Genomic DNA, 19,922 nt, shown 5'->3' on the forward strand with positions numbered 1-19,922 from the left:
ACAGCGCAAGCGGTGGTCAGCCAGCGGCCTACAGCACCTTGCGATCTTCCACCGATGAGGCTTCGGTACCCGCGGGCAGTGGGTGCCCCTTCGCCAGTTCCGCGCGGGTCGCGTCGCGTACCTCCAGCACCTCGACCTGATAGCGCAGGGTCTGCCCCGCCAGTGGGTGATTGGTGTCGATCACCACCGTGGTGTCCTTCACCTCGACCACGGTGACGATCTGGGGACCGGCATCGCCGGGGGTCTGAAAACACATCCCAGGGCGCAATTCCGCCGTGGGGAACGCCTGACGCCCCACCTCACGCACCAGGGACTCATCCCTGCGTCCGTATGCTTCATCAGGGGCCAGGGTGACATCGACACGAGAACCCGGCTCGGTCGCTTCGAGCACTCGCTCGAGCCCCGCCATCAGGTTGTCGTGGCCGTGAAGGTATTCCAGTGGCTCGCCTCGCTGACGCGAGTCGTCGAGCACCTCACCGTGGCTATTGCTGAGCACATAATGGAGCTGGGCCACTTTCTGAGGGGCAATCATCATGATGCGTTCCTTTCGGAGATAAGTCTCAGTCCTGACGCTTCAAGGCGGCGACAGGCATTTCAAGGCGCTGTTGGCGATGCAGCATGTTGAGCAGCACGATGGCGCGCTCCTCCCCCTTGTGGCTATCGAACACTGCCTTCAGGTCCTTGAACGGACCGTCGGTGATTTCGACGCTCTCGCCGGCGCGGAAATACAGCTGCCCCGGACCTTCGTCCTTCTCCTGCCCGTGCCGACGCAACAGCTCGACCAGCTCGTCGCTGACCGGTACCGGCATCGACAGGCCGAAGGTGACGATCTTCAACACCCCCCGGGTCGAGCGAATGGGGCGCCAGTTGCTTTCGACCTGGTCGAGGCGAAGAAACAGGTAGTAAGGAAACAGTGGCTCTTCGACCCAGGTCAGCTTGTTGCGGCGCTTCTTCTGCACTTCAAGCACCGGATGGAAGAGTTCGTAGCCCTGATTGGCCAGATGCTGAGCGGCGCGAAAGGACTCTCCACCCTTGCACTGGATTACGTACCAGCGCGGCGTGGAATCGCCACCAGTGACCGTCTCGTTGATGCTGTGACTCATGTAACTCCTTCCGGGCACCCACCAGGCGGACAAGGATATGACCTGGGGGCCTGTCTTGGTCTCAGTTTCCGGCTCGCCACCGACGCGGCTTGTCGCGCGCCGCTGGTATCGTCCCTGCGGCTTTGCAACAATTCGCCGAGCAGCGCCGGGATACTGAGCGCATTTTACCATTCGGATCGCCGACCATCATGCAAGGAGGCTTTCACATGCCCACCCCTTCGGCCATGCGCCGCTGGATCGAGGCCCTTGGCGTCTATCTGCGGCCGCCTGTACTGGCCATGCTGTTTCTGGGCTTCTCTGCCGGCCTTCCGTTCCTGCTGGTGTTTTCCACCCTGACGACTTGGCTGCGCACCTCTGGCGTCGAGGTGGCAGCCATCGGCTTCTTCTCATGGATAGGACTGCTGTATTCGATAAAGTTCTTCTGGGCGCCTGTGGTCGACGCCTTTCGGTTGCCTCTGCTGACACGCTGGCTGGGCCAGCGACGCAGCTGGATGCTGGCCGGCCAGACGCTGATGATGGCCGGACTGGTGGGCCTATCAACGCTTGATCCTGCACAGCAACTTGGCAGCGTGGCGCTGTTCGCCCTGATGGTCGCCTTCGGCTCCGCCACCCAGGACATCGCCATCGACGCCTTTCGCATCGAGTCAGCGGAAGACGATGTGCAGGCAGCCATGGCCTCGACTTACATCATTGGCTATCGCGGTGGCCTGATCATGGCCGGCGCAGGAGCCTTGTACCTGGCCGATCTGGGCTCCTGGCAGCTTTCCTATCAGTGCATGGCCGCACTGACCGCCATTGGCATGATCACCGTGCTGCTGCGCCCCGAGCCTCCCCGCAAGCCCCTGGCACAGCGCCTCAGCGCAGAACCCAGGGTCAGGAGCTTCCTGCGTGCCAGCCAAGGCCAACCCGCCTGGTTCAGGCGCACCGGGGCCTGGCTGATCGGCTCGGTGGTCTGCCCTTTCCTGGATTTCTTCTCGCGCTTTGGGCTAGGCGCCCTGGGACTGCTGGTGTTCATCGGCATCTACCGCATCAGCGACCTGGCGATGGCGTCGATGGCCTATCCGCTCTACGTTGACCTGGGCTTCAGTCTGGACACCATCGCCACCGTGACCAAGGTGTTTGGCGTGGTCATGAGCCTACTGGGGGGACTGCTCGGCGGGGTCCTGGTCGTGCGCTTCGGCATCGGACGCATCCTGGTGATAGGGGCTGCCGCCACCGTGCTCACCAACCTGATGTTCACCTGGCTCGCCATGAGCGGCGCTCAGAAAGAGTTGTTGGTGCTGACTATCATGGGCGATAACCTCAGCAACGGTCTGGCCAGCGTGGTGTTCGTGGCGTTTCTTTCAAGCCTGACGTCTCGCGCTTACACGGCCACTCAATATGCGCTGTTCTCGTCACTGATGACCTTGCCTGGCAAGTTTCTGTCAGGCTTTGGCGGACTGGTCGTGGAGGGTTGGGGCTACCCCAGCTTCTTCGTGCTGGCCTCGCTTCTTGGCCTTCCGGCGGTGGCGATGGCGCTGTGGATCAAACGGCACTATGTGAAGGAAGAGGCCTCCAAGTGAAGGTAAAGGCCTCCAGGTGAAGGAAGAGACCTCCAGCGCCGAGGCCTGATACCGGTAGCGAACGTCAGACGCGCAGGTGCGACTGACGTTCACTCGCCGGGCGGTCACTTCAGCGGCGAGAACCGCGTTCCTGCAACCAGTCCAGCGCCCCTGGAGTCGTCCGCCACTGGTCACGCATCAGGGTGCGGTACTGCCAGGCTTCGGCACGGGTGCCAGGCTCTGCCAATTGTCCATTGGGAGGCGTCGCCGCGCGCTGGGGGTTGTCGCTGCACAGCAGAGAGACCGCATGGCTGTTATGGCGCTTGGCACTCTCCAACGCGGCCGCCGCGTCGTCGAGCTGCCCCAGTCGGTACAGTGCCAGCACCTGGCCCATGTACATGCCCAACAGCGGCGCATCCTGTTCAGCGGCATCCGTTTCGCTTGCCTGCTCCAGCGCCTGCCGACTCATCGACAACGCCTCGCCGTCACGGCCTTCACGCAGCAACTGGTCGAGCACCAGCTCACGCAAGCCGAGGCTGTCCTGCTCGTCCAGCGACAGCAGCAACTCGGCCAACTCACGGGAATGCTGGCGCGATCCGCGCTCCATGCCGACCACCAGGGCCAGCCCCGCGCGCAGCAGCTGCGCGTTGTCCGCCTGATCCCACTGGAAGGGACCGTCACCGCTCTGGCTGACCTGCTGCAACCAGCGCTCAAGCCGTTCGGCCAGCGGCTCGAACAGACTGGGCGCCATCCACGGCAGGCTGCCGAAGCGACTGGTCAATGCCAGCGACACCGATTGCAGTACTGCCGGCGAATCGAGCTGTTCGGGATTGGCACACAGCGCCGGCAACCAGACGCTGGCATTGATCCAGGGGTCTCCCAGAAACCCCATGGGAGCGTCCGGGTCCACGTCCACCTGAAAGCCTTCCTGGAAGGCCGCAAACAGGGTGTCTTCCCGTGCCGTGGAGCGATACACCAGCACACCATCCTGCTGTTCGACCTTGATCGGCGGAGGCGTCGGCAGCTCAGCCAGCAGGGTCTGCAGCCCCACCAGCGGCTCGGCCAGATCCTCTTCAGCGCTCAATAGCTGGTCAGCCAGGGTAGCGCCGGGGTTGTCGGCCAGGTCGGCAAGAAACTGCAACTGCTCGGGATCGAGGTCGCCCTGCCGGGTCAGACGACGCAGCCAGAAGCGTGAGCGCTCCACCGCCTCCTCGTCATTGCCTTCATGCAGCAGCAGCATAGCCTCGATGTATGCCAAGGTCGGCGAGTCTGGCAGGGCCTGTTGCGCACGCACGAAGGCTGCGCGGGCACTATCCAGATCGTCATTGTCCAGATGCATCAGGCATAGCCGCTCGAGAGCGACCCCGCGCAGGAACATCGGACCTCGCTCCAGCACCTCGTCCAGCAGCGCCTCCCGCTTGCGATGGAAGCCGCGCTCCTGGAACAGGTCGAGCAGTATCTCGAAGGCCGGCTCCGCCTGCTCGGGCAATCGATCCCAGTCCGCATTGGTGAACAGGGACTCCAGTATCTGCTGGGCACGGCCGCGCTGACCGGACTCCGCCGCGATCAGGCCCGCCTCGAGCAGCGCCTGGGCGGGGGCTCGACCGCTGGCCAGCGCCGCTTTCAGTGCGTCGCCCTTCCACTCGCGCAGCGACAGCATCCACATCAGGTGTGGAGGCAGGTGGCCCGGCAGACTGACCGCACCACAGCACTGTTTCATCTTGCGTCCGGAGTCGCACCAGCAAGGCTCGTTGCGGCCGGGGCGCGCCAGGGTTTCACAGGCGAAATCGAGCCGAGCCAGCGGCGTCTGCGACCACAGCTCCGGCGCCAGCGCCTGGGCCAGCGACTTGTCGCCACCCACACAGTCCGGGCCTTGCTCCCGCGCCCAGCTCATCAGGCTGGGATAGCGTTCATCCTGCCGAATGGCTGCCAGGGCGCCAGAGGCATAGCCCAGCAGTTGATCCACCCATAACGCCAGCATCGCCCTCTCCCCTGAAATTAAAAACGGCACAGTCTAACAGTGCAGAGCTCAGCTTGGCAGACCCACGCCCTGGCCGGCGTAGGTCTGAAAGACCTGCGCTGTTCGATTCTGCATATCCAGGCGCGCCTCGAGACGCACCAGGTTCCAGTAATGTCCGTTGAGCGTGCGCGCCAACATCAACATGCCGGGCGGTGGCTGGAGACGGTCCAGCGCGCTCCATACTCTGGGACTCAGCTCGCGCAGACGCCGATGGACACGCACATCGCCAAAATCCTGCAGCCCCGGCGCAAACAGCGGGGCAATGGCCTCGGCCGACTCCTGATACAACGCCAAGGGCGCGCCTTCGCCCTGCCGCCCGCCGAGTCCTCGAAGGGCCTCATCCATGGCCACAGGGTCCCGTTCCAGGGTCGCCGACAGCAGCGCCAGCATGCCCCTCAGTCGCTCCGGCGGCACCGCTATCACCGCCCCCAGGTCGTACAGGATCAAGCGACCCTGATCATCCACGGCAAAATTACCGGCATGAGGATCGGCATGCACCTCGCCATGGACGAACAGTTCCTCTGTCAGCCAGTCCGCCAGCGTGCTGGCCACGTGCTGCCGTCGTTCGTCATCGACCTGCTCGATCTCGCGCAGCGGTGTTCCCGGCACATACTCCATGCCCAGCACTCGAGACGTGCAGAGGGAGTCGACAGGTGCGGGAATGCGGATATTGCCCCAGGCGTCATAGCGCTGACGATAGCGCCTCAACATGTTGCCCTCAGCGACGTAGTCGAGCTCCTGGCGCAGGCTCTCGGCCAATTCATCGAACAGGGCATCGAGGCGACTCTGGGAGACCTTGAACCAGCGCCCCAGGCGAAGGATACGGCGGACCTGTGCCAGGTCCTGCTCCAGCACCTGCTCGAGGCCGGGGTACTGTACCTTGAGCACCACCTGCTGCCCTTCCAGGGTGGTGGCAAGATGCACCTGCCCCATGGAGGCGCTGGCGAAGGGCGCGGGCTCGACATGACGAAACAGTGCCTGCAGCTCCCCCAGTTCCTGCTCAAGCGTCGTCCGAATATCCTCCCACGGCGCCGGAGTGGCATTGCGCTGAAGGCGAGCCAGCTCCTCGGCGAGTTCAGGGGGCAGCAGGTCATCCCATTGGGACATGACCTGAGCCAGCTTCATGGCTGGCCCCTTCAGCTCCGACAAGCCGTCGAACAGCGACTCGCCAAGCGCCTGCCAGTCGGCATTGCCGCCTACCCGGGATCGCAGTAGCGTGGTCCCCGTGCGCACCGACAGACCCAACATACGGCGCGTTCTTCCAGCCTGTCGCATGATGCTCCTCGTGCCACCAACGGCAGCGGTCGCGGCGCTCGAGATGGCCAGACTGCCTGGTCAGCCCACTCTCGATGCATAAAAAAATGATATAAGAGTTGTACATCAATCACGTCATGGTACACCTGGCATCGCTCTTCAGATACTGGAAGAATATCCAGAAACATCCCTTCTGTGGTGCGCCATGCGATTGATCATTGCGGAAAAACCTAGCCTGGCGCGCGCCATCGCCGATGCCTTGCCCGGGGCTGCACAGAAACATGACGGCTACCTGTCCGTCGGTGACACCGAGGTCACCTGGTGTCTCGGGCACCTGCTGGAACAGGCGCCCCCGGATGCCTATGACCCAGCGCTCAAGCCATGGCGAAGGGACCACCTGCCCATCGTGCCGAGTCAGTGGAAACTGGTACCGCGGCCCAAGGCACGAGGTCAGCTGGCCGTCATCCGCGCCAGAATCAAGCGCGCCAGCCAACTCGTGCACGCCGGCGACCCGGACCGAGAAGGTCAGCTGCTGGTCCAGGAGGTCATCGAGCATCTGGGCTGGAAAGGCGACGTAGCACGCCTGCTGATCAATGACCTCAACCGCCCGGCGGTCGTCAGGGCATTGTCACGTATCGGCGACAATCGGCACTACCATGCTCTCTATCGCGCTGCCCAGACCAGGGCGCGTGCCGATTGGCTCTATGGCATCAATCTGACCCGAGCCTGGACCCTGATAGGGCGACAGGCGGGTCACGATGGTGTGCTGTCGGTAGGCCGTGTACAGACACCGGTGCTCGGGCTGGTGGTGCGCCGCGACGAGGAAATTCGCCAGTTCGTCCCCTATCCGTTCCACGTGCTGTGGGCAGAGGTGCGCGTCGCCGCAGGGACCTTCAAGGCCTGGTGGGTACCGTCCGAACAGCATCGGCTGGATGAACGCGGCCGGCTGCTCGATGAGGCCCCGGCCCAGGCCCTGGCCGCGCGCTTGCCAGGCAGCCAGGGTGTCGTGACCAAGGTTGAATCCCGTCACCGGCGCCAGCCTCCCCCGCTGCCATACTCGCTGTCAGCACTGCAGGTCGATGCCGCCCGTCGTCATGGTTTGTCGGCCAAGGCGGTGCTGGATATCTGCCAGCGCCTGTACGAACGTCACCAGCTCATCACCTACCCACGCTCCGACTGCCGCTACCTGCCCCGAGAGCACTTGAAGAGCTTGCCCGGGCAGCTGGCCAGCGCCTGTCGAGATGATGCGACGCTGGGACGCTGGCTGGCCAACGCCGACATGCAGCTGCGCTCGCGCGCCTTCGATGACAGCAAGGTCGGCGCCCACCATGCTCTGGCCCCGACCGGCAAACCCTTCAGCGCAGAGCGGCTGTCCGCCCAGGAAGCCGACGTCTATCGGCTGATCGCCCGCAACGTCCTGGCACAATTCTACCCGGCCCTCGAGACCCAGGAGGTCAAGGCAGAATGCCAACTCCTGGATGAGCGCTTTGCGGCGTCGGGGCAGACACTGCTGGTACCTGGCTGGAAGCCGTTGTTCACTACCCGTGACGAGGCGCCTCCGCTGCCCGCCCTGCACCAGGGAGAAACCTGCCAGGCCATCAATGCCGAGGTGGAACAGCGCGAGACACGTGCGCCAGAACCCTTCACCGACGCCAGCTTGATCAAGGCCATGATGAACATCGCCCGCTACGTGGAAGACGCCGAGGTCAAGCGCACCCTGCGAGACACCGATGGGCTGGGCACCGAAGCAACCCGCGCCGGCATCATCGAGACACTGATCGAGCGTGGCTACCTGGTGCGCAAGGCCAAGACTCTGCGAGCGACCCGCCTGGGCGTCGGCCTGATTCACTCCTTGCCGGATGCGGTCAGCAGGCCTGAACGGACGGCGCTGTGGGAGCAGCGCCTGGAGGATATCGCTGAAGCCCGAGCGGAGCCCGATCCCTTCGTGTCTCAGCTGGTGGTCGACCTCACTGCGCTGGTGGCCAGCGCCGATAGCCAGCGGTTGCAGTCCGCCCTGCGCTCCGCTCAGGGTGAAGTCGTCACCGCCACGCCCGCGAAGCGGGCTGGCACTCGCCGGCGCCGGAGCCAGCCCAGGGCCAAAAAAGGAACCAGCGCCCGAGACGCCTCCAGCGCCACCTCCGACGGCGGCGCCAACCGCACGTCCAGCAGCGGCCGGGGGCGTCGCTCGCCACGCAAGGGGAACACCTGATGAGCACGCTGATCGTGGGACCGGGCGCCATTGGCCGCCTGCTGGCATGTCGCCTTAGCGCTGCAGGGCAGTCCGTGCGGCTGCTCGGCCGACGTCCGCTCCCCCGGCAACAATCACTGACAGACCCCCACGGCCAGCACCAGCGACTGCTACTCACCATCAGCACGGATCCCGGCGAGGCCTGCCAAGGCGTCGAGCGGGTCATGCTGACCACCAAGTCATACGCTACCCTGGACGCCTTTGCCGCCGTCGCCGCACACCTTGCCCCGCAAACACCGGTGATCCTGTGGCAAAACGGCCTGCGCGTTCAGCGCCCCATCACCGAGGCCTGGACCGGGCCAGTGCTATGCGCCTCCACCACCGAAGGCGCCTATCTCGAGGACGACCACGGGGTGGTACATGCCGGTCACGGGCAAACAGTGATCGGTCATCTGGACGGCACCGCTAACCCAAGCGACACTGAGCTTGCCGAGGCATTGGCCGCTCAACTCCGCCACGCCGGACTGGATGCCCGGGCCGTCGCAGACATCTCGGTCAGGCTATGGCACAAGCTGGCCGTCAATGCCGCCATCAATCCCCTGGTGGCACGCCACCGAGTCCGTAACGGCGAGTTGGCACAAGCCCCCTATCGCGATGAGGTGAACACCGTCATCGATGAAATCCGTCTGATCCTGGCGGCCCTGGACATCCCCCCTCCCGCAACAGCGCTGGACGGGTCGTACCCGCAGCAGCACGGACACAGCGCCTGGCACGCCAGGGTCTGGCAGGTCATTGCGCACACCGCCGCCAATCGCGCCTCCATGCTTCAGGACATCGAGGCGGGTCGCCCCACCGAGCACGATGCCATCCTCGGCCCGCTGCTCGACGCCGCGAGCGACGCGAACCTTCCCTGCCCTCGGCTGACGGCGTATTGGCACTTCCTGAATGCTTGAATCAGGCAAGCCTGGAGTAGCATCCACGGGCAGCGATTGCTATTTTTAGCTCCAACGCCAGCCTGGGTGCAGGCCAGGGCAGCACTCGGCCCCGCGACGTTTGATGCGGCAGAGCGCGACAACCAGACCACCGGCGACTAATACGCGGCAAGGCAAACGGCAAGGTAGATCAGACAGGACAGCCACGACGATAGTCGTAGATACTACGGTCGCTACTGTCTATAGTGAATGGCTATCCATGCTCAGCAAGGCTCTGCCGATGATGGCAGTCCGGCGATAAAGACTGTCCGGCGACAGAGACTGTCTGGCGATAGAGACTGTCAGGTGATAGAGGCCGTCCGGTGATAGTAGCTGTCTGGCGATAGAGGCAGTCCGGTGATAGTAGCTGTCTGGTGACGGCTTGAGATTCGTCACAGTCGCCACGCGCTACCTCCTTGGCGGTACGTCGTAGAAATCGGCGCTTGTTGAGAGCGGCGCTTGTGAAGAGCGGCGCTTGTGAAGAGCGGCGCTTGTGAAGAGCGACAGTCGTCAAGCAGCGAGATTCCGGCCCCGCCGAGCACGGCAGCGTGCACGGGGCCTGTATTAACGAGGCACGACCCGCCCCAGGAAGGGTCGCCATTAGCGGAGAGGCTCCGCCAGGACAACCATCATGACAGCTCCACGCTTCTTGATGTCACCTATGCGCATCGCCCACAGCGATTCGCCATCACGCTTACCGCTCGCGCGGAGAAGCTCGATCACCCTGTTCCTGCTGGTCAGCCTGATGACGCTGGCGGCCCAAGGGGTCTGCGCCAACGAAAACACCACCACGTCCACCCTGGCTGACAACGACGCGGGCCAGGGGGCGACACCGGCCTTTTCTGGCATGGGTCAAGAAATCGTCAGACTCGACAGCGGCGTGCTGGTACAGGGTGACAAGGTACATACACCTGACGGCTATACCTCTGGATTCCGCCTGACAGCCGGTATGGCTCCAGAAGATGTGTCCGGCTGGGACCTGGGCGCCGAGTTGCGTTATCGACATAGCGACGATGTCCCCATGACCGCCAGCGACAGTCAACACGTGCAGGACGTTACCAGCCTGGGTGGCAGCCTGGTGGCCGGCTACCGGATCGGACAGTTCGGGGTCTACGGCAAGACCGGCATGGCACAATGGATCAGCGATCCAGTTACCGGGCGTAACACCTTCGACTCCACCAGCGGCTCTACCCGGGTTCAGGGATTTGGTGCCCGCTGGATGACATCCAGCTGGATCGGGCAAGTCGAGTTCGAGGAAGTGGATGACCGCGAGCTGGAGCACCTGAACATGATCACCGCCTCCTTTCACTTGCCCTTCTAACCCCACCCCGGGGTCCATCGGAAGGTCCTCTGCTGCACTCGTCCGCACTTTGCCAGCACGCTCCCAGCACTCTCCCAGCGCTCTCCCAGCACTCTCCCAGCACTTCGCCCACTCACGGACGCCCCCGAGGCAGCTGAAGACCTGGTTGCCCTGAATTTGCCACTCGCCGCCGAGTCGATATCGACTCAGAGAAGCTTGATGCGGTAGCCACGAGCCACTTTCTGCCGTAAGACACACCATGCAATAGACCATATATCTTTGTTTTATAAAAACTTTACTCGAGATGGCCCATGATTTGCTAGATGCTGTGGCATAACACAACATCACAAGGAATTGCTGCCATGACGTCTTCGTCGCGCCCTGTCGATATCGATGCCCAGCGGTTGTGGGACAGCCTGATGCAAATGGCCAAGATCGGCCCGTCACCCAACGGCGGCAACCGGCGACTTGCCATGACTGAGGAAGACGCAGCAGGTCGGCGTCTGCTGCTGGATTGGATTGAAGCCATCGGCTGTAGCTGGAGCCGGGACAAGGCAGGCAACCTGTTTATCCGACGCAGTGGCCGCGAGGACGAACTGCCGGCAGTGTCCATGGGCAGCCACCTGGATACACAGCCCCTGGGAGGTCGATTCGACGGCATTCTCGGCGTGCTTGGCGGCCTGGAAGTACTGCGCAGCTTGCATGAGCGCGACATCGTCACCCGGCGTCCACTGCAACTGATCGTATGGACCAACGAGGAAGGCAGCCGCTTCGCTCCTGCCATGGGCGGTAGTGGCGTATGGTCCGGCCGCCTGGACGCCGCCACCTTCTTCAACGCCAAGGACAGCCAGGGCATCACCCTGGCCGACGCCATCGAGGCCTGCGGCGAGGCCGGCGATCAAGCCTTGGGCGAACCCGACCTTGACGCCTACTTCGAGCTGCATATCGAGCAAGGACCGGTACTTGAGGAACAAGGCCATGCCGTGGGTATCGTCACCGGCGTGCAAGGTATTCGCTGGTACGACATCCGTCTGACGGGACAGTCGGCTCACGCTGGCCCCACCCCGATGAGCTACCGGCACGACCCGCTGCTGGCTGCCAATCGGTTGATACAGCGCATGCGCGAGGAGGTCATGGCCGACTCCGAAGGTGCCGCGCGCTTGACGGTGGGGGACTTCAAGGTCATCGAGCCTTCCCGCAACGTGGTGCCCGGTGAGGTGGAGCTGACGATCGACCTTCGTCATGTCAGCGATAGCGAGCTTGACGCCTTGGACGCTGCGCTTGAGCGCATCGCCCACGAGTCCGCCGAGGCCGAGGGCGTGACGCTGAGCTTCGAGCGGCGCTGGCATTCCCCGGTCACGCCCTTTGACCCGGTGCTGATCGACGCCTTGCGCGATGCCGTCGAGGCCCGCCAACTCGATGCTCCCTGCATGATGAGTGGCGCAGGCCACGATGCGGTGCACCTGTCCCATGTCACCCCGACGGTCATGATCTTCGTGCCCTGCCGCGACGGCATCAGCCACAACGAGGCAGAGTACGCGGAGCCGGAGCACTGTGCACTGGGTACCCAGCTGCTGTGCGATGCCGTCATCGCCAGGGCCGAGCGTGAGGATAGCTGAGCAACCGAGTCTAATTCGACTCGAATGAGTTGATATAGACTCAAACGAGCTCTAGCGAGGTGGGCAGAGATGCGCTGTCCCCTCGCTCACAACGCCAACCACCGCTATGACGATGCACGCCATGATCTTCATGGCGGCGGGCCTCCCCGTCACGCTCGTTCACCGTGTCGATCGTCATAGCCACAGTCCTCACAGCAATCTTCACAGCCACAGTCTTCACAACAATGGTCTTTACAACGATGGTCCCTACAACGACAACCCAACAGGGAGTCTGGCTCCCATGAGCAGTGTCTCGATGCATGATCAGATTCGCACGCTCATCAACGAACGGCGTGATGACTACATCTCACTACTGAGCGAATGGGTTCAGGAGGCGACGCTTCCCGGCCACGAGCAGCACTATCAGCAGCGCATTGCTGAGCGCTACCAAGCGCTGGGGCTGGATACCGACCTGTGGGAAATCGATATCGACACCCTCGCTGACAACCCCTACTTCCATTGCCAGAGAGATAGCCTGGCCGGTAGCCCCAATGTCGTGGGCACCTGGAAAGGCGCTGGCGGTGGCCGCTCGCTGATCCTCAATGGCCACGTCGACGTAGTGCCGGAGGGTGATCATGACCAGTGGCAGGATCACCCCTTCTCTGGCCATGTCAGCGACGGCTGCCTGTTCGGTCGCGGCGTCACCGACATGAAAGGCGGTAACCTGTCTGCCTTGATAGCGGTGGAAACCCTGATGGCACTGGGCATCCGCCTGAAGGGCGACGTCATTGTGCAAAGCGTGGTCGAGGAAGAGGCTGGCGGCGCTGGTACCCTGGCGGCTCTGGAGCGAGGCTACACCGCGGATGCGGCGCTGATCCCCGAGCCCAGCGAGCAGAAGTTGTTTCCGCGCCAGCAAGGGTCGCGCTGGTTCAGGCTGACGGTGTCCGGGGTCAAGGCGCATGGCGGTACCCGCTATGAGGGCGTCAGCGCGCTGGAGAAAAGCGTTCCCGTGATTCAGGCGATCCAGGCCCTGGAGGCACGCCGCAACGCCGAGCTGGATGACCCTCTCTACGCCGGTGTACCGATTCCTCTGCCGATCAATCTCGGCCGCATCGCCGGTGGAGATTGGCCGTCCAGCGTGCCGGACGATATCACCATGGAAGGCCGTATCGGTGTCGGCCCCGGTGAGACCGTGGCGGCTGCCGAACAGTCCCTGCGGGACGCCATGGCAGCCTTGGCAGAGGTCGACGACTGGTTCATCGACCACCCGATAGACGTCACCTTCTACGGTGCCTGCTGGCAGCCAGGGGGCATCGATATGGACAACCCCTTGGTGACACAGCTCGCCGATGCCTTCGAGCGGGTCCACGGCCGCCAGCCGGCGGTGCAGGCCTCGCCCTGGGGAACCGATGGCGGGTTGCTGTCCCAGTACGGCATTCCGGCGCTGGTATTCGGCCCAGGCATCACGCGACTGGCCCACCATCCCGATGAGCACATTCGCTTGGACGATGTCTTTACCGTGGCCGAAATCATGGCGCTGACCTTGATGGACTGGTGTGAACTGGCCGACACCTGATCCGCTGACCCGATGACAGGACGGGCTAGGCGTGCGCGCTATACCCGCCCCACAACAAGAGGCTTTTCGATGGATTTCCACCCCCACGTGCTGTTTCTGTTTGCCAACGCCTTCCTCACGACGGCACTTTCCGTCGCGATTGTCGGCGTCATTCTGGTCAGGGAGTATCGCCCGACCATTCGCCGGCTCAAGCAAGGCGCTCAACCCGACAGCGCGCCTCAATCTGGGCAGCCCACCCCTCAGCAAACCAGGAGCCCGTCACCACAGCCCGAGACTTCCCGGGGCTGACCCATTTGCCAACCCAAGGGAAGTGCTGAAGACATCGGTCCAGCGCCACGAGACGCCAAGCGCCCACAGCGCAGCGAATTGGCGGCGCAGTGAATTGGCAGCGCGGCGAATTGGCGGCGCAGGCATTTGCTGCCGCATTTCCCTGACACAACCACAACCTGTAACAAGAGAGACCTGCCATGACTCTGGCAATCTTCGCTACCGTACTCACCGCCTACGTGGCGGTGGCGGCACTGCTCGCCCGTCGTATCAAGAACAAGGACGACTTCTATGTGATGGGCGAGCAGGGTTCGACGCTGCTGATCGTCGGCACCCTGGCTGCGACCTTCCTGAGTGCGGTGACCCTGATGGGCATCGCCGGCATTTCCTACAGCGAGGGGCCCCTGGTGATCGCGGCGCTAGGCTCCTTCGGTGCCTGGGTCGGCACCCTGATCGCGGTGGTCTTCATCGGGCGCAAGCTCAAGGCGCTCAACTGCCGCACCATGATGGACTTCTTCGACTATCGCTTTAACAACAAATGGGTCAGCGTGGTGGCGTTGATCCTGATGGTCGTGGGCCTGCTCGGCTATGGCATCATCCAGCTGATTGGTGCGGGCCTGGTACTGGCCGAGATCATCGACATCCCGTTCCCGGTGATCATCGTCGCCTTCACCCTGGCCCTGCTGGCTTTCTGCTCGCTGTCCGGCATGTATGGCGTCGTCTACACCGACACCATGATGTTCTTCACCATGCTGGCCATAGCCTTCGTCATTGCCCCGCTACTGATCGGCGATGCGGGCTTTGATGCCATGAAGGGCCTTGGCGAAACGCTGCCCGGCTTCTGGACCATCGGTGGCGCCAATGAGCGTCCGCTGGGCTGGTCCATCTCGCAGTTCCTGGTGTGGATCCTGTTCTTCGCCTGTACCCCTGCACTGGTCTCCCGCGTGTTTCCGGCCAAGAACGACTTCGTGATCCTTAAGGTCGCGGTGATCGGGGTGTTCTTTGCCCCCGCCATGCAGCTGCTGGTGTTTCTTGCCGCCGCCGCCATGCAAGTCATCCAGCCGGGTATCGAGCCGACTGACCGGGCCATGATTGTCGGCTTCATGGAACACACCAATCCGACCCTGGCGGGCATCGGCCTGGCGGGTCTGATGGCCTCCATCATGTCCACGGCGTCCACCCTGTTCGTGCTGACAGGCTTTGCCTTGGCGCGAGACCTTTACGAAAAGCTGTTTGACCGCCAGGTCAGCGAGCGCAAGGGGGTCGTCCTGGGTCGCATCTCCCAGGCGGTGGTGGCACTGATCGTCTGCGCGGTGGCGATCTCGCGCCCCGCCGGCATCTACTGGATCTCCATCTATGCCGGTGCCATCTTCGCCGTGGCCTGGCTGCCGACCATCGTGGCTGCGCTCCACTGGCGCCGGATGAGCGCCAACGCCGCGCTGGCCTGCATGCTGGTGGGCTCGATCACCTTCATTGTGGTGGGCGAACTGGAACGTCATGGTCTGCTGGCACTGCCGCTGCACATCGACAACCTGCAGGTCGCCATTCTGCTCGGCACCCTGGCGCTGATTGCCGTGGGACTCAAGAGCCAGCCCTCGGACTATGAGTTGAAGGTGTTCGACGACATCCGCGCCCGGCGGCTGTCCGACACCACCATCCGCGACATCCTGGCCCGCCCGAACGGCGCCAAGGCACTTATCCGCGAATACCGCCAGGTGTGGTTCATCATGGTGCTGTTCGTGGTCATCGCCGGCGCGCTGTGGGGCTACCTGTTCAGCCAGCTTGGGCTTTAACAGCAGGTCGAGGGGCTGCTGAGCCCCTCTCCCATCTTTACTAACGCTCGCTCCGGGCACACCATGACCCACCTCGTCACTGTCCGGAGCCTCGATGAACCACGGCACCCTCATGCCCGATCAACTGCTGGCCATCCTCAATGCACTCGAGGATGGCATTTTCATTACCGACCTCGAGGGACGCGTGCTGTGGGTCAACCAGGCCAGCCTGTCCCAGCTCGAGACCACCGAAGCACGGCTGTATGCCAGCGACGTCTACACTCTGGAGCAGGAAGGCGTGTTTTCTCCGTCGGTCACCCGCTTCGTGATCGATGAACGCAGGCCCGTCAGTGTCGTGCACCGCTATCGCGGCAAGGACTATCTGGTGAACGGCAGCCTGTTCTGCCTGAACTCAGGCTCTCCCGCCGAGCCCGATGCCGTGCTGGTACAGACACGCAATCTGGACCGTGACGTGCTGGCCTCCCGCTCCCCGGACACCACGCAAGCATTACTTGACCATGTCATGCACCAGCTCAAGCGCATTCGCCAAGAGCAGGTCGCCAGCGAGACCAGTCCGGCCTCTCCCAGCCGCAGTCCGCGCTATCGCCAGTGCCTCGAACGCCTGGACCGAGCCGCCGCCAGCGATACCACCGTGCTGGTCACGGGGGAAACCGGGGTCGGCAAGAGCTGGCTGGTCAATCGCCTGCACCAGTACAGCCCGCGCTCCGACAAACCGCTGATTCACGTCAACTGCGCCGCCATCCCCGAAGCGCTGCTGGAGGCCGAACTGTTCGGCCACCGCAGTGGCGCCTTTACCGGCGCCCATCGTGATGGTCGCGTCGGCTATGTCGCCCTGGCAGAAGGCGGCACGCTGTTTCTCGACGAGATCGGTGAGCTGCCGCTGCCGCTGCAACCCAAGCTGCTGCAACTGCTGCAGGAACGTCAGTACCATCCGTTGGGGGGCAAGGTGCAGAAGGCCAACGTGCGTATCGTGGCTGCCACCAATGCTGACCTGGCGACCCGGGTCCAGGACGGAAGCTTTCGCCCTGACCTGTTCTATCGCCTCAATATCGTGCCCATCGAGGTGCCGCCACTGCGCGAGCGCCCCGAGGACATACCCCGCCTTGCCACGCAGCTGCTGAAGGACATTGCACAACGCCACAAGCGTCACCTGAGCCTTGAACGAGCCGCCTTGAGAGCGCTGAGCCGCTATCACTGGCCGGGTAACGTGCGCGAACTGGAGAACCTGCTGGAGCGCATGAGCGTCTTTTGCGAAGGTAGCACCATCGGCGTGGCCGATCTGGCCCTGGACCTACCCGAACTGGAGCCGAGTACCGCCGCTGATGCCACGACGTCCCACGGCGCGTTGCTGGCAACGCTTGAAGACAGTGACCCACGGCCACTACCTGAGCGCCTGACGGCATTGGAGCGGGCGGCCATCGATCAGGCCCTCGAACAGCATGGCAGCACGCGCAAGGCCGCCGAGGCACTGGGAGTCAGCCAATCCTGGTTGATGCGCCGCCTCAGGAAGGGGTGAAGACCTCAGTTGAGCGCATATCCCTGTGGGCTGGCATACCTTGACCTCACACTATCTGCCCGGCCATATGGCCGGGCAGATAGTGTGGGCATCGCTAACAGCGCGCTACATGCTCTTCGTCAGCCGGTGTTACGCAGCCCGGCGGCGATACCTGCCATGGTGACCATCAGGGCACGGGACAGATCCGCGCTGATGGCACCGTCCGCGTCACGGTTACGCTGCAGCAGTTCGGCCTGCAAGCCGTGCAGCGGATCGATGTACGGATTGCGCACTTCGATGGCCTGACGAATCAACGGCGTCTTCTCCAGCAATTCCTGCTGGTCGAGGATCTTCAGCAGCTCTTCATGGAGCTTGCGGAAACGCTCCCGCAGCCGCTGACCCAGCGCCTCGAGACTGGGTTCGTCGACCAGTCGATGCTCGTAGTAGGCCGCCAGCTCCACGTCGGCCTTGGCCAGCAGCATCTCCAGCATATCCAGGTAGGTACCGAAGAAGGGCCACTGCTCACGCATCTCTTGCAGGACATCCAGGCCACCTGGTTCGGCCAGGCGCGTGGCGAAGGCCTCGCCGGTGCCCAGCCAGGCGGGCAGCATCAGGCGAATCTGGGTCCAGGCGAAGATCCAGGGAATGGCGCGCAGGGTCTCGACGCCACCATCCTGGCGCCGCTTGGTCGGACGCGAGCCCAGGGGCAGGCGACCCAGCGCACCTTCCGGGGTGACCGCGCGGAAGTACGGCACGAAGTCCGGATCCTTGCGCACCACGCCGACATAAGCACCGTGGGCGATCTCGGCCAGCCGGTCCATCTCGTCACGCCAGGCGGGCTTGGGCTTGGGCGGCGGCAGCAGCGAGGCCTCGAGCACCGCGCAGGCATAGATTTCCATGGAACGCAGGGCAATGTCCGGCTGGCCAAACTTGAAGCGAATCATCTCGCCCTGCTCGGTCACCCTGAGGCTGCCGTTGACCGACCCCGGCGGCTGCGAAAGGATCGCCGCGTGGGAAGGACCACCGCCGCGACCCACGGTACCACCGCGACCGTGGAACAGGGTGAGATCGACCGCGTGCCGCTGACACACGTCGACCAGCGCTTCCTGGGCGCGATACTGCGCCCAGGCCGCTGCCAGTTGCCCGGCATCCTTGGCCGAGTCGGAATAACCGATCATCACCTCCTGACTGTCACCTGCAAACTGGCGATAGCCAGGCAACGCCAGCAGCCGGTCGATCACATCGCCCGCACGGTTCAGGTCATCGAGGGTCTCGAACAGCGGCGCGATGGGCATGCCCACGCGACCGCCGACTTCTTTCATCAGCAGTGCCACCGTCAACACGTCCGAGGGCTGGCCTGCCATGGAGATGATATAGGTGCCCAGTGCCTCGCCGTGCTCGGCGGCCACCACCTGGAAGGTGTCCAGGGTCTCGCGGGTCTCCGCCGAACATTCCCAGCGACGCGGAATCAGCGGCCGCGCGGATTCAAGCTCCGCCAGCAGGAAGGCCTGGCGCTGCTCCTCGCTCCAGTCGCGATAGTTGCCAAGCCCCAGGTCGTGAGTCAGCTCTTCCATCACCTGGGCGTGACGTCCGGCTTCCTGGCGCAGATCCAGCTTGGTCAGAGTGACGCCAAATACCGCCACCCGGCGCAGGGTATCCAGCAGCACGCCGTTGGCGATGGTGTCCAGGCCGACGTCACACAGCGAGCGATAGCAGGCCAGCAGCGGCGCATACAGCTGATCACGGGTCTCGATGATCGGCCCACCGTCGTAGCTCTTGCCGTCCAGCTCTGCCTTGGCCCAGTCGCGGGTCGCCTCGACCTTCGTCACCAGGCGCTTGAGCAGCTCCCGATAGGGCTCAGCGACATTGCCGACCTCGGCACGCAGGGCACTGTTGGTGCTCCACATGGACAGCTCGATCTTGAGCTGTTCGAGATCACGCAGATAGAGATCCGCCGCCATCCAGCGCCCCAGCAGCAGCACTTCCCGGGTAACCCGGGCGGTGACATTGGGGTTGCCGTCGCGATCGCCGCCCATCCACGAAGCGAAGCGCAGCGGCGCAGCGTCCAGCGGCAGGCGCTCACCGGCGCTCTCCAGCAACAGGTTGTCGAGGTCTCGATGGAAATCCGGCACCGCCTGCCACAGGGAATTCTCGATCACCGCGAAGCCCCATTTGGCCTCGTCCACCGGGGTCGGCCGATCGTGGCGAATCTCGTCGGTGTGCCAGGCCTGGCTGATCAACTCTTCGAGCCGTCCCTTGGCCCGTGCCGCGCGCTCGGGGTATTCACCAGAGGATTCGATCGCGGTCAGGCAGTCATCGATCGCGTCGTACTTCTGGATCAACGTGCGCCGGATGACCTCCGTCGGATGCGCCGTCAGCACCAGCTCGACGCGCATGTTGGCCAGCGTCTCGACCAGCTTGCGCGGGGTATGACCCTCCTGGCGCGCCCGCTCGAGCAGTTCGCCCAGTACCGGCTGCATCCCTGGCTTGTAGTCCTCGACCCGACGAAAGCGCGCGCGGTAGTGCTGCTCGGCGATGTTGGCCAGATTGAGGAACTGATTGAAGGCGCGGGTGACCGGCAACAGGTCCTTCTCCGGCAGGCGACGCAGATACTCGATAAGTTCCTGCTGGCCGGCCTCCTCTCCCTGGCGTCCCCGCTTGGCCAGTCCGCGAATCGTTTCAATGCGCGAGACAAACCCCGGGCCGAGGTCATCGGCAATCGTGCGTCCCAGGCTGTCACCAAGAATGCGGACGTTGTCACGCAGGGATTCGTGCAGGTCGTGGCTCATGGGGTCTCCTTGTCTATTGTGTCCAGC

At 63.7% G+C, this 19,922-nt stretch carries 14 protein-coding genes; 9 read left to right on the forward strand and 5 right to left on the reverse strand.

What is annotated here, in order from left to right:
- Positions 1-28: 28 nt before the first annotated feature.
- Both KUV86_RS15360 and rfaH read right to left on the reverse strand, forming a co-directional pair.
- Positions 29-535, reverse strand: coding sequence for a peptidylprolyl isomerase (locus KUV86_RS15360; protein ID WP_222485453.1), 507 nt, complete (start codon positions 533-535; stop codon positions 29-31).
- Positions 536-560: 25 nt separating this feature from the next.
- A complete protein-coding gene (gene rfaH / locus KUV86_RS15365) occupies positions 561-1,103 on the reverse strand; it encodes a transcription/translation regulatory transformer protein RfaH (protein ID WP_206937742.1) in 543 nt (180 codons plus the stop codon).
- A gap of 206 nt (positions 1,104-1,309) precedes the next feature.
- On the opposite strand from rfaH, the gene KUV86_RS15370 reads away from it, so the two are divergent.
- Positions 1,310-2,665, forward strand: a complete 1,356-nt coding sequence (locus tag KUV86_RS15370; RefSeq protein ID WP_206937724.1) for an AmpG family muropeptide MFS transporter — start codon at positions 1,310-1,312, stop codon at positions 2,663-2,665.
- A 109-nt stretch (positions 2,666-2,774) separates the two neighbouring features.
- Here KUV86_RS15370 and KUV86_RS15375 read toward each other — a convergent pair whose 3' ends face one another.
- Together KUV86_RS15375 and KUV86_RS15380 are read right to left on the reverse strand one after the other, a co-directional pair.
- Positions 2,775-4,625 (reverse strand): SEC-C domain-containing protein, encoded by a 1,851-nt coding sequence (locus KUV86_RS15375; RefSeq protein WP_222485455.1) that lies wholly within the window; start codon positions 4,623-4,625, stop codon positions 2,775-2,777.
- Between the two features lie 48 nt (positions 4,626-4,673).
- Positions 4,674-5,939: an ABC1 kinase family protein gene (locus tag KUV86_RS15380; RefSeq protein WP_206937717.1), complete on the reverse strand. Its 1,266-nt coding sequence runs from the start codon at positions 5,937-5,939 to the stop codon at positions 4,674-4,676.
- Between the two features lie 184 nt (positions 5,940-6,123).
- Here KUV86_RS15380 and KUV86_RS15385 point away from each other — a divergent pair, with 184 nt between their 5' ends.
- The 8 genes from KUV86_RS15385 (at position 6,124) to KUV86_RS15420 (ending at position 17,127) form a co-directional block, all read left to right on the forward strand.
- A complete protein-coding gene (locus tag KUV86_RS15385) occupies positions 6,124-8,127 on the forward strand; it encodes a DNA topoisomerase III (RefSeq protein ID WP_222485457.1) in 2,004 nt (667 codons plus the stop codon).
- Positions 8,127-9,059 carry a ketopantoate reductase family protein gene (locus KUV86_RS15390; RefSeq protein ID WP_222485459.1) on the forward strand — a complete coding sequence of 311 codons (933 nt, stop codon included), beginning with the start codon at positions 8,127-8,129 and terminating at the stop codon, positions 9,057-9,059. The genes KUV86_RS15385 and KUV86_RS15390 overlap by 1 nt, the downstream gene beginning before the upstream one ends.
- Positions 9,060-9,708: 649 nt before the next feature.
- Complete coding sequence (locus tag KUV86_RS15395) at positions 9,709-10,398, forward strand: hypothetical protein (RefSeq protein WP_222485461.1); 690 nt, start codon at positions 9,709-9,711, stop codon at positions 10,396-10,398.
- Between the two features lie 341 nt (positions 10,399-10,739).
- On the forward strand, positions 10,740-11,996 hold the full coding sequence (locus KUV86_RS15400) for a M20 family metallo-hydrolase (RefSeq protein WP_222485463.1): 1,257 nt from the start codon (positions 10,740-10,742) through the stop codon (positions 11,994-11,996).
- Between the two features lie 280 nt (positions 11,997-12,276).
- Positions 12,277-13,551 (forward strand): peptidase, encoded by a 1,275-nt coding sequence (locus KUV86_RS15405; RefSeq protein ID WP_222485465.1) that lies wholly within the window; start codon positions 12,277-12,279, stop codon positions 13,549-13,551.
- A 69-nt stretch (positions 13,552-13,620) separates the two neighbouring features.
- Positions 13,621-13,839 (forward strand): hypothetical protein, encoded by a 219-nt coding sequence (locus KUV86_RS15410; protein WP_222485467.1) that lies wholly within the window; start codon positions 13,621-13,623, stop codon positions 13,837-13,839.
- A 179-nt stretch (positions 13,840-14,018) separates the two neighbouring features.
- The gene (locus KUV86_RS15415; RefSeq protein WP_206937694.1) at positions 14,019-15,611 is read left to right on the forward strand and encodes a sodium:solute symporter family protein; all 1,593 of its coding nucleotides are present in this window, start codon (positions 14,019-14,021) and stop codon (positions 15,609-15,611) included.
- 94 nt (positions 15,612-15,705) lie between these two features.
- Positions 15,706-17,127: a sigma-54 interaction domain-containing protein gene (locus KUV86_RS15420; protein WP_222238200.1), complete on the forward strand. Its 1,422-nt coding sequence runs from the start codon at positions 15,706-15,708 to the stop codon at positions 17,125-17,127.
- Between the two features lie 119 nt (positions 17,128-17,246).
- Here the strand turns inward: KUV86_RS15420 and ppc are convergent, their stop codons facing one another.
- Positions 17,247-19,895, reverse strand: coding sequence for a phosphoenolpyruvate carboxylase (ppc, locus tag KUV86_RS15425; RefSeq protein ID WP_222485469.1), 2,649 nt, complete (start codon positions 19,893-19,895; stop codon positions 17,247-17,249).
- Positions 19,896-19,922: the final 27 nt, after the last annotated feature.

It is taken from the genome of Halomonas sp. DP8Y7-3 (assembly GCF_019801675.1).
Classification (GTDB): domain Bacteria; phylum Pseudomonadota; class Gammaproteobacteria; order Pseudomonadales; family Halomonadaceae; genus Halomonas; species Halomonas litopenaei_A.

Coding starts and splice junctions, on each gene's coding strand:
- KUV86_RS15360 (WP_222485453.1), bottom strand. CDS start 535: ATGATGATTGCCCCTCAGAAAGTGGCCCAGCTCCATTATGTGCTCAGC.
- rfaH (WP_206937742.1), bottom strand. CDS start 1,103: ATGAGTCACAGCATCAACGAGACGGTCACTGGTGGCGATTCCACGCCG.
- KUV86_RS15370 (WP_206937724.1), top strand. CDS start 1,310: ATGCCCACCCCTTCGGCCATGCGCCGCTGGATCGAGGCCCTTGGCGTC.
- KUV86_RS15375 (WP_222485455.1), bottom strand. CDS start 4,625: ATGCTGGCGTTATGGGTGGATCAACTGCTGGGCTATGCCTCTGGCGCC.
- KUV86_RS15380 (WP_206937717.1), bottom strand. CDS start 5,939: ATGCGACAGGCTGGAAGAACGCGCCGTATGTTGGGTCTGTCGGTGCGC.
- KUV86_RS15385 (WP_222485457.1), top strand. CDS start 6,124: ATGCGATTGATCATTGCGGAAAAACCTAGCCTGGCGCGCGCCATCGCC.
- KUV86_RS15390 (WP_222485459.1), top strand. CDS start 8,127: ATGAGCACGCTGATCGTGGGACCGGGCGCCATTGGCCGCCTGCTGGCA.
- KUV86_RS15395 (WP_222485461.1), top strand. CDS start 9,709: ATGACAGCTCCACGCTTCTTGATGTCACCTATGCGCATCGCCCACAGC.
- KUV86_RS15400 (WP_222485463.1), top strand. CDS start 10,740: ATGACGTCTTCGTCGCGCCCTGTCGATATCGATGCCCAGCGGTTGTGG.
- KUV86_RS15405 (WP_222485465.1), top strand. CDS start 12,277: ATGAGCAGTGTCTCGATGCATGATCAGATTCGCACGCTCATCAACGAA.
- KUV86_RS15410 (WP_222485467.1), top strand. CDS start 13,621: ATGGATTTCCACCCCCACGTGCTGTTTCTGTTTGCCAACGCCTTCCTC.
- KUV86_RS15415 (WP_206937694.1), top strand. CDS start 14,019: ATGACTCTGGCAATCTTCGCTACCGTACTCACCGCCTACGTGGCGGTG.
- KUV86_RS15420 (WP_222238200.1), top strand. CDS start 15,706: ATGAACCACGGCACCCTCATGCCCGATCAACTGCTGGCCATCCTCAAT.
- ppc (WP_222485469.1), bottom strand. CDS start 19,895: ATGAGCCACGACCTGCACGAATCCCTGCGTGACAACGTCCGCATTCTT.